Consider the following 13505-nt stretch of genomic DNA (forward strand, 5'->3'; position numbering starts at 1 on the left):
ACAGTGCGGCGGGTGGTGCTCAAGGAACCGGAACCCTCGGTCGCCGACTTCGGCCGCGACCGGCTGGAGCTGGACCCGGCGTACGAGCGGCTGCGCGCGGCCGGGCCGGTGACCCGCGTCCGGCTGCCCGGCGGCGCCGGCGGATGGCTGGTCACCGGGTGGGCGGAGGCGCGGCGCGTCCTGTCGGACCCCGTGTTCAGCCGGGAGCTGGCGGTCGGGCGCGGCGCGGGGGCGCGGCGGGAGACCTTCCTCACCGACATGGACCCGCCCGAGCACACCCGGGTGCGGCGGCACGCGGTGCGCGCGTTCACGCACCGCCGCGTCCAGGAGCTGCGCCCGCGCGTGCGGGAGGTCGTCGCCGGGCTGCTGGACGCGATGGCGGCGGCCGGTCCCCCGGCCGATCTGGTGCGGAGCCTGTCGCTGCCCCTCCCGGTGCGGATCATCAGCGAGCTGCTCGGCGTCCCCGACGGCGACCGTGACCGCTTCCAGGGCTGGTCGGACGCGTTCCTGTCGGTCTCGGCGCACACCCCCGAGCAGGTGCGGGAGGCGCACGAGGCCCTGGACGGCTACCTGGGCGAGCTGATCGCCAGGCGCCGAGCCGAGCCGTCGGGCGACCTGCTGTCCGCGCTCGTGCACGCCCGCGACGACCTCGGCCCCGGCGGGGGCGGACTGTCGGAGGACGAGCTGGTCGCACTGGGCGTCGGGCTGCTGGTCGCCGGGTACGAGACCACCGCCGGGCAGATCACCAACCTCACTTACACGCTGCTGTCCCGCCGTGAGCACTGGGAACGGCTGGCGAAGCTGCCGGAGCTGCCGCCCGCGGCGGTCGAGGAGCTGCTGCGGTACGTGCCGCTCGGCTCCGACACCGGGATGCCGCGGGTGGCGGCCCGGGACGTGGAGCTGGGCGGGGCGGCGATCCGGGCGGGCGAGACCGTCCTGGTCGCGCGGCCCGCCGCCAACCGCGACCCGTCCGCCTTCCCCGATCCGGAGGAACTGGCCCTGGACCGGGACGGCAACCCGCACCTGGCGTTCGGGCACGGGATCCACCACTGCCTCGGCGCGCATCTGGCCCGGCTGGAGCTCAACGAGGCCATCGGCGGCCTGCTGCGCCGCTTCCCCGCACTGCGCCTCGCGGTGCCCGAGGAGGAGCTGCGCTGGAAGAGCGGCCTGTCCGTGCGCGGCCTGCACGAGCTGCCGGTGACATGGACGCCGACGTGAGCCGGGTGGGCGAGGTCGTCAGGGTGGGCGAGCTCGGGCCCCGCATCGTCGCAAGCCCTGCCCGGGTCACCGACGTCCTGCTCGGCGGGAAGGACAACTACGCGGCCGACCGCGACCTTGCCGCCGCGCTGCTGGCGGTGCTGCCGCAGCTGGACGCGGGCGCGCGGGAGAGCCGGGCGTTCCTGCGCAGGACGGTGGGCACGCTGGCCGAACGCGGCATGCGGCAGTTCCTCGACATCGGCTGCGGGCTGCCGGGCGCCGGCAACGTGCACGAGGCCGCGGTCCGGCACGACCCGGGCGTCCGGGTGGTGTACGCCGACAACGATCCGCTGGTGCTGGCGCACGCGCGGGCGCTGCTGGCCCGGGACGGCGGCGTCGCGGCCGTCCAGTACGACCTGCGCGACCCGGGCGGGCCGGTGGGGCCGCTCGGCGGTCCGGGGCTGATCGACTGGGACCGGCCGGTGGCGGTGCTGCTCGGGTCGGTGCTGCAGTTCCTCGACACCGCGGACGGGCCGTACGAGGCGGTGGCGCGGCTGCGAGAGGCGATGGCGCCCGGGAGCGCGCTGGTGATCTCCCATCTCACCGGGGACTTCGCGCCGGACGAGGTGGCCGAGGCGGCGCGGATCTACGCGGCGGACTGCACGGCCCCGCTGGTGCCGCGCTCGCATGCCGAGATCGCCCCGTTCTTCGGTGAGCTGGAGCCGGTGGCGCCCGGCCTGGCGCCGCTGGCGCCGTGGCGCCGGAACGGCGGTCGCGCCCGCGCGCCCAGCCCCGCCGTCATGTACGCGGGCGTGGGCGTCCGCACGCCCTGACCTCCTCGGGACGGTCCATCTCGCGCCGCCCCGTGACATTAAAAAGAGTGGCTGCTATTTTTTACCCATGGGCAGGATCGCGGGGGTCAGTTCGGAGGCGGTGCGCGAGCGGCTGCTGGAGGCGGCCGTCGAGGTGTTCTGCGAGCGCGGCTACGAACGCGCGAGCACCGGCGAGATCGCGCGCCGCGCCGGGCTGTCGGTCGGCGCCATCTACTCCAACTACGGCACCAAGGCCGAACTGCTCGGGCACGCCATCGCGGCGCACGTCCCGGTCCAGCTCGCCGAGCTGTTCGCCACCGACTCCACCGACACCGCACTCGACCTGATGATCCAGCTGGGGGCGGCGCTCCCCACCCGCACCGACCGGCAGGGGGTGATGCTGATCGAGTCGTTCGCCGCCGCGCGCCGCGACCCCGCGGTGGCGGCGATGATCGCCACCGGGCTGGAACGCCGCCTGGGCGTGTTCCGCGCCACCGTGGAACGCGCCCAGCGCGACGGGGCGGTCCGTCCCGGCCTGGACCCGGTGGCGCTGGCCTACCTGTGCCAGAGCGTCGTCCTCGGCTCGCTGATCATGAACGGGCTGGACACCCCGCGTCCCGACCCCGCCGCCTGGGCCGCGGTCATCGAGCACATCATCACCTCCGTCGCGCCCACCCCCGACCCCGACCAGAGCCGTTCACCCTGAGCACCGCCACGGAGAAAGGCGACACGATGGCCACCAGGGAAACCCTCCGCAAGGACCGCGCGGCGCGCACCAGGCGCGTCGAACGACTGAACACCGCCTCCGTGCGCCGGGTCATCGAACCCGACACCGACGTCACCGGCGACTTCTCCCAGGAGCAGATCGTCCCCGACGAGCTGCTGTCCACGGCCGGGCTCGGCCTCCGCCTCACCCCCGAGCAGAAGGCCAGGCTCGCCCGCGAGGAGGTGGCCTCGATGCTGCGGCTCGGAATCACCTTCGAGGCCGCCCTGATGGCCGGGTTCTCCTTCCGGCTGGCCGTCTCGCCCCGCGTCACCGACCCCCGCTTCACCTACGCGCTCCACGAGATCGGCGAGGAGACCCGGCACTCGCGGCTGTTCGCCCGCGTGATCGGCCAGCTGGAGCCCCGGCAGCGCAACCCGCTCGAAAGCCGGCTCGCCCGCCGCGCCCGCGGCCGCGCCCTCCCGCACCTGATGCGCCGCCCCGCCACGCTGGACGCCCTGGTGCTCGGCGGCGAGGAGGTCCCCGACCTGCTGCAGCGGCTGCTGGCCGAGCACCCCGACACCGACGACTACCTGCGCCGGATCAGCCACTACCACCGGCAGGAGGAGGCGCGGCACCTCGCCTACGCCCGCACCACCGTGGCCGAGCACTACGCCAGGGCGCGGCGCAGCGACCGGCTGGCGCTGCACTGGATCGTCCCGGGCGCGATCGCCGTCATGTTCGACATGATGGTGCAGCCGCTGGTCTACCGGACCGTCGGGCTGCCCGCGCTGCGGACCTGGCGGGCCGTGCGCCGCGACCCGCGCCGGGTGGAGCTGCGCCGCCAGGCGTGCCGGTCGGTGCTCAAGTCGCTGCTCGACGCGGGCGTGTTCGCGCCGGGCCGCGTCCCGTACGCGTGGCGCCGCGCCTGCGCCGTCGACGCGTCCGGCGTCCCGGTCTGACCGCTCACGGTCCGTGACCGGATCCCGTCGCCTGCGAGATCTCACCCCCACCGCGCCGCCCGTTACGGCAGGGTTTAACCCGGATTGATATTGACGGGGTCACAGGCGGGAGGCGTCGACCGGTGCGGCACAGCTTCAGCGTTGATCTGCGGGGGATCGTCGACCTGCTCGGACGCCACCTGTATCCGAGCCCGCGCGCCTACCTGAGAGAGCTGCTGCAGAACGCGGTGGACGCGCTGAGCGCCCACCGCCCCGCCGACCCGCGGATCGCGATCGAGCCGCCCTCGGTCACCGGGGACGGCTCACTGCGCGTCCACGACAACGGCGTCGGCCTCACCGAGGCGCAGGTGCACGAGCTGCTCGCCACCATCGGGCGCTCCTCCAAGCGCGACGAGCTGGGCTTCTCCCGGCAGCAGTTCCTCGGCCAGTTCGGCATCGGCCTGCTGTCGTGCTTCCTGGTCGCCGACGACGTCGAGGTCGTCACCCGCAGCGCCGCCGCCGGGGACGGCGCCGCGACCGTCCGATGGGTCGGGCACGCCGACGGCCACTACACGGTCGAGGAGTCCGCCGTCCCCCGGAACGAGCCGGGCACCACCGTCACGCTCCGCGCCCGCCGCGGCTCCGAGCACTGGCTGTCGGACGACACCGTCCTGCACCTCGCCCGCCACTTCGGCTCCCTGCTCCCGTACCCGATCACCGTCGGGGACCGGCTCGTGACCGAGGGCCCGCCGCCCTGGCAGGCCGACCACGGCGACCCGCGGGCGCGCCGGGAGGAGCTGCTGCGCTACGCCGAGACCGCGATGGAGTTCCGCCCGTTCGACGTCATCGACCTGAAGGTCCCCGCGGCCGGGCTGACCGGGGTCGCGTTCGTCCTGCCCACGCCGCTGCCCGCCAGCGCCCGCACCACCCACCGCGTCTACCTCAAGCGGATGCTGCTCGGCGAACGGGTCGAGCGCCTCCTCCCCGACTGGGCGTTCTTCGCCCGCTGCGTCGTCGACGCGGGCGAACTGCGCCCGACCGCCGACCGCGAGCAGCTCTACGAGGACGACCTCCTGGAGGAGACCCGCCAGGCACTGGGCGAGCAGCTGCGGGCCTGGCTGGTGCGGCTGTCCACCACCGCCCCGTCCCGGCTGAACCGGTTCCTGTCCGTCCACCACCTCGGCGTCAAGGCGCTGGCCGTGACCGACACCGACATGCTGCGGCTGGTGGACCGGTGGCTGCCGGTGGAGACCAGCGACGGCGAGATGCCCCTCGCCGAGTTCCGGCGCCGGCACGGCGGGATCCGGTACACCGCCGGAGTCGACGAGTTCCGCCAGTTCGCGGGGGTCGCGGCGGCGCAGGGCATGGGCCTGGTCAACGCGGGCTACGCCTACGACGCCGAGATCCTCAAGCGGCTCCCGCTGCTCGACCCCGAGATCCGCGTGGAACGCCTGGACCCGGCCGAGCTGGCGACGCGCATGGACCCGCTCGATCCGGACGCCGAGACGTCCGTCCTGGAGTTCCTCACGCACGCCCGCCGCGCCCTCGACCGGCTTGGCTGCGACCCCGTGGTGCGCGCGTTCGAGCCCGTCGCCCTGCCCGCCCTCTACCTGGAGGGCCGCGAAGCCACGCGCCGCGCCGAACGCCAGGCCGCCATCGACTCGGCCGAGGGCGCCTGGGCCGACATGCTCGACAGCCTGGACGAGACCAAGCAGGAGGGGCCGCAGCGCCCCCAGCTGATCCTGAACCACAACAACCCCCTGGTCCGCCGGGTGACGACCCTCGCGGACCCCTTGCTGATCCGCCTCGTCGTGGAGGCCATGTACGGGCACGCGCTGCTGCAGGGACACCACCCGATGCGGCCCGCGGACACGGCGACGCTGAACCGTTCTTTCCTCGGCCTGGTCGAATGGGCCGTGCACAACGTGGAGGACCCCACATGACCTACACCGCGGCTGAGCTGTCGGGCCTGCTCGCCGAGGCGGACGACATGCCGCCCGGCGAGGCGCAGGTGGACGCGGTCCGGGACGTGGTGCGGCACGCCGAGGCGGCGGGCCTGCTGGACGTCGAGATCGAGGCCCGGCTCGCGCTCGTCGACGCGCTCATGCTCACCGCCGAGAACGCCGACGACGTCAACGCGATCGTCACCGCGTTCACCCGCTGCGTCGGGCTCTACACCGCGCACCCGGACCGCTTCGACGACGACCTGCTCGACATGCTGTGGCGGCAGTTCGCCGCCCAGGGGATCGTGCTGACGCTCATGGTGGTGTACCCGCTGCGGCTGGTGCGGGGGGTGTTCGACGACATGGAGGGACGCTGCCGTCCCGACCGCGACGATCTGCACACCGTCCACTCGATCCGCCTGCTGCTGGCCGAGGTGACCGGCGACGCCGAGATGGGCGAGCGCGCCCTGGCGACGCTGCGGCACCGCGAACCGCCCCAGTACGCCTGCCCTGCCTGCCTGAGCCTCTACCAGGTCCGCTACCTGGCGAGCCTGGGACGGGACGCGGAGGCGATCGCGGTGGCGCAGCCCATCATCACCGGCGAGACCCCCTGCGACACCGACTCCCAGCCCGCCGACGTGCTGCAGATCCTGCAGAACTGCTACCTGCGCACCGGCGACCTGGAGGAGGCCCGGGACGCGCACCGCCTGGCCTACCGGGGCCTGGACCACGACGACGAGTTCGACGTGGCGCAACACCTGCGGTTCTGCGTGCTGTCGGGCAACACCGAACGGGGCCTGGAGATCTTCCGGCAACACCTACGCCTGCTGGAGGACACCCCGACCGTCCTGTACGAGCTGGAACTGGCGTCGGCATCGGCGCTGCTGTTCCGCACCCTGGTCGAGGCGGGCCGCGGCGAGGAGGTGCTGATCTGGCCCGCCAACCCCGACGTCCCCGACGAGGAGGACGAGGAGTGGACCTTCGCCGACCTGCACGAGGACCTCCTCCGCGACGTGACCGAGCTGGCCGGCCGGTACGACGAGCGCAGCGGCAACACCCACCTCCACGACCGGATGCACGCGATCATCCAGGAGACACCCCTCGTCGACGAGCTCCCCCTCTCCCCCCTGGCCGCCCGCCGCAAGCAGATCGAACAAACCCCCACCGAACTTCCCGAGATCGCGGACGCCCTCAAGGAAGACGCACCCTTCGAGGAAAGCCCGCTGGACAAGGCCCTGGCCCACGCCCGCCAAGGCGAGGACCTGCTGAACTCCGGCTCCGCCGACCGGGCGATCGGCGAGTTCATCGAGGCCGCGGCCCGGTTCACCGCCCTGGGCGACACCCGGCTGGCCGCGTTCGCCCGGGTGGACCTGTCAACGGCGTACCTGACCGTCGGCCGCCACCTGGACGCGGCCGAGTGCGCCGAGGAGGCGCTGCCCGACGTCCCGCCCGAGAAGGACGCCGAGTACACCGGCATGCAGGCCCGATGGGTGCTGGCCTGCGCCTACCCCGAACTCGGCCAGTCCGAGGACGCGCTGCGGATGCTGGCGGAGATGACCGAACGCGCCACCGAGCCCGGGACGCTCGGCCGCGTCGCCAAGAAGGAAGGCGAGATCCTCGGCGCCCTGGACCGCGACGACGAGGCGGCCGCCCGCTACACCGAGGCCGCGTCCCAGTTCGCCAAGACCGGCGACCTCTTCGAAGAGGCGGTATGCCTGCGCCAAGCGGCACTCGCCCACTCCTGGGCCGGCGACCTGGACGAGGCCCTGGCCTTCGCAGAACGCTCACGCGAAGTCGTGAAGCACCTGCCGCACGACGAGGAGCGCAGCACCTGGGAACTGGCCGTCCTGCAGTACGACCGCGCCCGGATCCTCGCAACGCACGACCGCACCGAGGAGGCCGCCACCGAGGCCGAACTCGCCGCCGAGACCTTCCGCGAGACCACCGACCGAGCCTTCGTCACCCGCTGCGAACTCATGGCCGCAAAGCTCTGGTACGACCTGGGCACCCCCGCCCACGCCAAAGCAGCCCTGGAACGCGCCCTACACGAACCCGCCGAAGACAACGACCACCAAGCCGACCTGACCGAAGCCCAATCCCTCCTGGACGACCTCCGCTAGTAGAACGAAGCAGAACACCCCACCCAGGGAAAACCCCTGCACAAGGCCCCTCCCCCGCTCGACAATGTACGCAGCGCGACCTCGGAGACACGTTCCGTCTCCGGGCCTCCCGGTCGAGCAGAGGGGGTCACCACCCAATGACCGACATTCTGTCCGCTCTCACACAGCCCGCTGGGGGCCCAAGTCACATCCTGACCCTTGGGAACGGCTGGTCGACTGCCATCGATCAGCTCCACGACGGGGCTTACTCCGTCGAGCACCAAGGGGTCATAGACGAACTCCTCCGAGCCATCGAAGCGGGCGAAGAGACCAGCATCGTCCTGCGCACCTTCACCGCCGAGACCAGTCAGACGCTGGCGAACGGGACTCGCATCCCGGTGAAGGAGGTGCGGGGGTGGTACATCGCCGATGGCCGCCTCCACCCGTTGTCAGAACAGCAGATGTTCGCCGCGAGCTGCACGGACACCATCACCGGAGAACCGATCGCGCCCGAGCCGTCTGTTCGCTGCACCGACGCCCACCCGATCGAGGTCGGCGTATGAGATGAAGAAGTTCCGGCCGCAGCCCGGTTTCGTGGTCCCTGCGGTGCCGCTCGGGCCGCGTACGACTGGGCTGTCAGCCGGGTCACGGCGGCGTTGTGGCAGCGGAAGGCCAAGGCGGCCTACGGCGTCCCCGAGGAGTCGCTAACGCCGTGGTGCCCATGGTCGCTGCCTGCGCTGGCGGAGCTGTCCCGCCCCGCGCTCACCGACGCGGAACAACCTCACATCAGCCCGGCAGCGTCCGCATGACCGGCCAGATCCCGCGGACGCCGCTGGACAAGGCATGGGCGGGACGTGCCCACGCCCGTAAGCGCGGCGGCGGGATCCCCCACTCCTCATGGAAGGAACGTTCGTGATGAATGAAAGCCCCCTGGTCAACCCGCGCGATCGGTCCACTCGGACTGCCCGGTCCCGGTGCCCGTCAGCCTCGAGGCACCCACCGAGACCCATCGCCCCTGGGGGCTGGACCACGCGGTGCCCCCTGCCCCAATCCGATCCATGGGCAAGCATGGGAAACCCACCGGCACCAAGCAGGTCAACAAACCGACTGAGTACACCGAGGACAGCAAGACGCGAAAGGACACCGTGACCCAGACGGTGAGCGACCGATGGTTGCTCAAACGGTGCTCTAGCCAGATGTTCTGGGCTTCTGGGTGACGGTAATGCCGTGCCGGTCGCGGTCGGGGCGTCCAGAGGCCGTCCACCACTCGTAGGCGTCGGTCACCTCGCCCTAGAGCCTGCGGGGGCCGTACTGCTCCGCCTCGTAGGTGTCGAGGGCGTTGCGAGTTGTCAGCGGCTCTGGGTGGGTTGGATCGCGCCGAGGCGGATCGCGGCGGCGGCGCCGCCGTCGATGAGCAGGTCGGTGCCGGTGATGAAGTCGGCGTCGGGGCCGAGGAGGAAGGCCGCCGCGGCGGCGATATCGCCCGAGGTGCCCATGCGCCCGGCCGGTGAGCCGTCGATCATCCGGCGCATCGATGCGCCGGAATCGCCGGCGAGTTCGTCACGGCCCTGGGGGGTGGAGATGATGCCGGGACTGATGGAGTTGATGCGGGCGCCGCGGCGACCCCAGGCGAGCGCGGCGGCCGCCATCCTCAACTGGTTCGCCCGCTTGGACACCAGGTAGGCGTCGGTGGGGGCCCGCACAAGGTCGGAGTTGAGGAAGGGCAGGGACAGCAGTTCGTCGGCCCGGGTGAGAGTCAGCGCTCTTTCCATCTCGGGGGTGAGCCGGGGCGCGGCCAGCGTGCCGGCCATGCTGGCGATCACGACGCCCGAGCCGCCGGGCGCGATGACCTTGCCGAACTCCTCGACGCTGAAGGCCACGCCGGCGAGGTCGACCTTCAGGATCGCCGCCGCGCCGGACTTGGCCGCCGACAGGCCGGCGGTGTGGATCAGGTGGGACACGGGCCCGAGGTCGGCCGCGGACTGGGCGAGGTCGGTGACCGAGCCGTGGGAGGAGACGTCCACTACGGCGGAGGTGACCTGGTAGCCGTCGCCTTCCAACTCCGCATGGACCCGGGCCAGCAGTTCCTGGTCGTAGTCGGCCAGGAGCACGCGGGATCCCGAGGCGACCCGGCGGGTGATGGCCGATCCCATACCGCCGACACCGACAGTGACGATGACCTCGTCAGGCATGAGGGGACTCCTATTTTGGCAGACTCTGTCAAAACCCTAACCCTAGACTGGTGCCCGTGACGGGTACAGTCCCCAATCGCGGTGGCAGGCCGAGACGGGCCGCCGACCCGGGTTCTCTCAGCCCCGCCGCGGTGGCACTGCTGGCCGAACGCGGATACGCCGGGTGCACGATGGCCGAGCTCGCGCGGGAACTGGGCATCAGCGTGCGCACGTTGCACCGCTACTTCCCGGTCAAGGCCGACATCGTCTGGAGCCCGATAGAACGCGTCCTGGACGACAGGAGAGCCGTCCTGGACGCCTCCGACCCCGACGAGCCGCCCATGGACGTGCTGCGCCGGGCGATCTGCTCCTCCCTGCGGGACATGGCCGCCGATCAGGAGCACCTGCGCGCGGCGGTGCGGCTGGTCTCGGCCACCCCGGAACTCGCGGTGTCGGAACGGATACGGCTCGGCACCGACGTCAACCGCGACTTCCTCGCCCGACGGCTACCGGACAACGCCTGGCCTCCACTGGCCGAGGTCCTGAGCGCGGCGATCAGCGCGACCACCATGGCCGCCATGAGCTGGTGGGCCGATCAGCCCCCGGGCGTCCACGCCCCCCACACCGTCGTCGACGAGGCGCTCCGCAAACTCCAATGGGGCTTCACAGACCACCCGATCGACGGTTCCGGGCCGCAGGACCATCCGCCCGGGCATCGGCGTTGAGGGCACGGGCGGCTCAGGTGGCCACCGGGCGTTCGCGTTCGGGCTCGGGGTGGGGAACGGTGGGGCGGGGGGTGCGGATGGTCATGGACATTGCCGCGGCGAAGAGGCAGAGGACGGCGGCGCCCCACCAGGCCATGGTGTAGGTGCCGAGTTCGGTGCGGATCAGGCCGGCGACGGCGGCCGCGGCGGCGGCGCCCAGCTGGTGGGCGGCGAAGATCCAGCCGAAGATCACGGTGCCCTGGACGGGGCCGAAGACCTCGCGGGACAGGGCGATGGTCGGGGGGACGGTCGCCACCCAGTCCAGGCCGTAGAAGATGACGAAGACCAGCATGCTGGGCTCGACACTGGCGCCGAACAGGACGGGGAGGGTGAGGAGGGACAGGCCGCGGAGGCCGTAGTACCAGGCCAGGAGTTTGCGGCTGTCCACGCGGTCGGTGAGCCAGCCGGAGGCGACGGTGCCGGCGATGTCGAAGACGCCGACCAGGGCGAGGAGGCTCGCGGCGGTGGTCTCGGGCATGTGGTGGTCGTGGGCGGCGGGGATGAAGTGGGTGCCGACCAGGCCGTTGGTGGAGGCGCCGCAGATGAAGAAGCCTCCGGCGAGGAGCCAGAACGCCTTGCTGCGCATGCCGGTGCGCAGGGCGGACAGGGCGACCTGGGCGGCGTTGCCCCGGGCGGGCTGCTCGGGTTCGGGTTCGGTGGCGCCGTACGGGAGGAGCCCCACGTCGGCGGGGCGTTCCCGCATGACCAGGAGGACGAGCGGGACGACGGCGAGGGCGGCGAGCGCGACGGCGAGGGAGGCGGAGCGCCAGCCGTGCCGGTCGGCGAGCCAGGCGAGGAGGGGGAGGAACACGAGCTGGCCGGTGGCGCCCCCGGCGGTCAGCACGCCCAGGACGAGGCCGCGGTGCCGGACGAACCAGCGGCCCACCACGGTGGCCGCGAACACCATCGCCATGGAGCCGGTGCCCAGGCCGATCAGAAGGCCCCAGCACACGACGAGCTGCCAGCTCGCGTTCATGAAGACGGTGAGGCCGCTGCCCGCGGCGACCAGGGTCAGGGCGAGGGCGGTGATCCGGCGGACGCCGAAGCGTTCCATCAGGGCGGCGGCGAAGGGGGCGGTGAGGCCGTACAGGATCAGGTTGACGGAGACGGCGAGGGACGTGGTGACCCGCGACCAGCCGAACTCGTCCTGGAGCGGGACCATCAGCACACCGGGCGCGGCGCGGAATCCGGCCGCGCCGATCAGGGCGACGAACGCGACCGCCGCCACGATCCAGGCGCGGTGGGGACGACGGAGCACGGTGAACCTCCAGGTGGCACGGGGGGCGAAGGTCACTGTGCACTATTTTCCGAAATGTGCGAAAGTGGCCGGAATGCCAATCTTCCGGAGGATCTGGCCATGACCCATCGCGTCGCTGTTCTGCTGGTCCCGCCGGTGGTGCCGTTCGACACCACGATTCCGGGCCTGGTGCTGGGTTCGGCACGGGACGCCGGTGGACGGCCCTGCTACGAGGTGCGCACCTGCACGCCCGTCCCAGGCCCGGTCGCGAGCGACAGCGACGTGGAGATCCTGGTCCGGCACGGGCTGGAGGTCCTGGACGAGGCCGACACGATCGTGGTGCCGGGCACCTACAGCCGGGAGGAGACCGACCCGCGGGTGTTCGAGGCGCTGCGCCGGGCGGCCGGGGAGGGGCGCCGGCTGGTGTCGATCTGCACCGGGGCGTTCATGCTGGGCATGGCGGGGATCCTGGACGGGCGGCGCGTCACGACGTACTGGCGGCGCAGCGAGGAGTTCGCGCGCCGCTTCCCGGCGGTGGAGTTCGACCCGCGGGTGCTGTTCGTCGACGACGGCCGGGTGCTCACCTCCGCGGGGCTGGCGGCGGGCATCGACCTGTGCCTGCACATCATCCGCTCCGACTTCGGCGCGGCCGTGGCCAATGACGTCGCCCGGCTGGTGGTGATGGCTCCGGTGCGGCAGGGCGGGCAGGCGCAGTTCATCGCGGCGCCGGTCTCGTCGGGGAACGGGACGGCGTCGTTGTCCGTTACCCGTGAGTGGGCATTGCGGCACCTCGACCGGTCGCTGACCCTCGCCGACCTGGCCGGGCACGCGCGGGTCAGTGTGCGGACGCTGACCCGCAGGTTCGGCGCGGAGACCGGGATGGCCCCGCTGCAGTGGCTGCTGCACGCCAGGGTCGAGCGGGCCAAGGAGCTGCTGGAGTCGACCGCGCTGCCGGTCGGGGAGGTGGCGCGGCTCAGCGGGCTGGGGAGCGCCGACTCGCTGCGCGCCCATCTGGTCCGGAGGGCCGGGCTGACCCCGACCGCCTACCGGGCGGCCTTCGCCGCCGATCCGCCGCGGGGATAACCCCCCAGGCCGGAAACACGACGGAAACGCGGCGTGCCCGCGAAACAACCGACCGCCATTCCGGCCCCGCACCAATCGTCTTTCCGTAAAAGCGGCCGGAACCGGCCGTAGCGGGGTTCTGATCACGATCCGGTGTCCGTCATCGGCAACACTGTAAGTTGCAGGCCGGAATCGAACCCCGCGGGGCGGCGCGGGCACCGGGACGGAGACTTTTCCGCCCCGTTTTCCGGGAGTCATCTCAATGAATCGGGAGAGAACATGCCGACTCCCACACCGGCACCGGTGGGGTGGACCAACCCCCCGCTCCCCGAGGGCACCGAGGTGTGGACGCCGGCGATCGGTGACACGGTCGTCGTCGGCTCGGAGATCAAGGCCAACGGCTACGTCTACTACCGGTGCACGGGCTTCGGCGAGCCCATCAGCGGGATGACGGTGTACCGGCGGCGCGCGGTCGTCCCGGCCCCGCCCACCGCCGCGGCGCCGCCGTCGCGGCCGGCCGCGGTCTCCGGCGATGCCCTGGTCCCAGTCGGCGCGGGTGGTGAGACCGGCCGCGAC

The 13505-nt window shown here is 72.3% G+C and carries 12 protein-coding genes; 10 read left to right on the forward strand and 2 right to left on the reverse strand.

What is annotated here, in order from left to right; genetic code table 11:
• Nucleotides 1-12: 12 nt before the first annotated feature.
• The 7 genes from ACFPZN_RS25435 to ACFPZN_RS25465 all read left to right on the forward strand — a co-directional run bounded on the left by ACFPZN_RS25435 (nt 13) and on the right by ACFPZN_RS25465 (nt 8258).
• Nucleotides 13-1218, forward strand: coding sequence for a cytochrome P450 (locus tag ACFPZN_RS25435; protein ID WP_378284671.1), 1206 nt, complete (start codon nt 13-15; stop codon nt 1216-1218).
• Nucleotides 1203-2030, forward strand: coding sequence for an SAM-dependent methyltransferase (locus tag ACFPZN_RS25440; protein WP_378284672.1), 828 nt, complete (start codon nt 1203-1205; stop codon nt 2028-2030). Before ACFPZN_RS25435 ends, ACFPZN_RS25440 begins: the two co-directional genes overlap by 16 nt.
• A gap of 67 nt (nt 2031-2097) precedes the next feature.
• Nucleotides 2098-2715, forward strand: a complete 618-nt coding sequence (locus ACFPZN_RS25445; protein WP_378284673.1) for a TetR/AcrR family transcriptional regulator — start codon at nt 2098-2100, stop codon at nt 2713-2715.
• A gap of 26 nt (nt 2716-2741) precedes the next feature.
• Nucleotides 2742-3674 (forward strand): diiron oxygenase, encoded by a 933-nt coding sequence (locus tag ACFPZN_RS25450; RefSeq protein ID WP_378284674.1) that lies wholly within the window; start codon nt 2742-2744, stop codon nt 3672-3674.
• A 122-nt stretch (nt 3675-3796) separates the two neighbouring features.
• On the forward strand, nt 3797-5596 hold the full coding sequence (locus ACFPZN_RS25455; RefSeq protein ID WP_378284675.1) for an HSP90 family protein: 1800 nt from the start codon (nt 3797-3799) through the stop codon (nt 5594-5596).
• Nucleotides 5593-7716, forward strand: a complete 2124-nt coding sequence (locus tag ACFPZN_RS25460; RefSeq protein ID WP_378284676.1) for a tetratricopeptide repeat protein — start codon at nt 5593-5595, stop codon at nt 7714-7716. The genes ACFPZN_RS25455 and ACFPZN_RS25460 overlap by 4 nt, the downstream gene beginning before the upstream one ends.
• Nucleotides 7717-7853: 137 nt before the next feature.
• The gene (locus ACFPZN_RS25465; RefSeq protein ID WP_378284677.1) at nt 7854-8258 is read left to right on the forward strand and encodes a hypothetical protein; all 405 of its coding nucleotides are present in this window, start codon (nt 7854-7856) and stop codon (nt 8256-8258) included.
• Between the two features lie 786 nt (nt 8259-9044).
• Here ACFPZN_RS25465 and ACFPZN_RS25470 read toward each other — a convergent pair.
• Complete coding sequence (locus ACFPZN_RS25470) at nt 9045-9887, reverse strand: SDR family oxidoreductase (RefSeq protein WP_378284678.1); 843 nt, start codon at nt 9885-9887, stop codon at nt 9045-9047.
• Between the two features lie 56 nt (nt 9888-9943).
• Here ACFPZN_RS25470 and ACFPZN_RS25475 point away from each other — a divergent pair, with 56 nt between their 5' ends.
• Nucleotides 9944-10591, forward strand: a complete 648-nt coding sequence (locus tag ACFPZN_RS25475) for a TetR/AcrR family transcriptional regulator (protein ID WP_378284679.1) — start codon at nt 9944-9946, stop codon at nt 10589-10591.
• A 13-nt stretch (nt 10592-10604) separates the two neighbouring features.
• On the opposite strand, the gene ACFPZN_RS25480 is transcribed toward ACFPZN_RS25475, so the two are convergent.
• The gene (locus tag ACFPZN_RS25480) at nt 10605-11888 is read right to left on the reverse strand and encodes an MFS transporter (RefSeq protein WP_378284681.1); all 1284 of its coding nucleotides are present in this window, start codon (nt 11886-11888) and stop codon (nt 10605-10607) included.
• A gap of 99 nt (nt 11889-11987) precedes the next feature.
• Between ACFPZN_RS25480 and ACFPZN_RS25485 the strand changes: the two genes are divergently transcribed.
• Together ACFPZN_RS25485 and ACFPZN_RS25490 are read left to right on the forward strand one after the other, a co-directional pair.
• Complete coding sequence (locus ACFPZN_RS25485) at nt 11988-12950, forward strand: GlxA family transcriptional regulator (RefSeq protein WP_378284682.1); 963 nt, start codon at nt 11988-11990, stop codon at nt 12948-12950.
• Nucleotides 12951-13208: 258 nt separating this feature from the next.
• Nucleotides 13209-13505, forward strand: a 297-nt coding sequence (locus ACFPZN_RS25490) for a hypothetical protein (RefSeq protein WP_378284683.1), incomplete at its 3' end; no start/stop codon positions are given.

The sequence above is a fragment of the Actinomadura rugatobispora genome (genome assembly GCF_042656285.1).
Classification (GTDB): domain Bacteria; phylum Actinomycetota; class Actinomycetes; order Streptosporangiales; family Streptosporangiaceae; genus Spirillospora; species Spirillospora rugatobispora.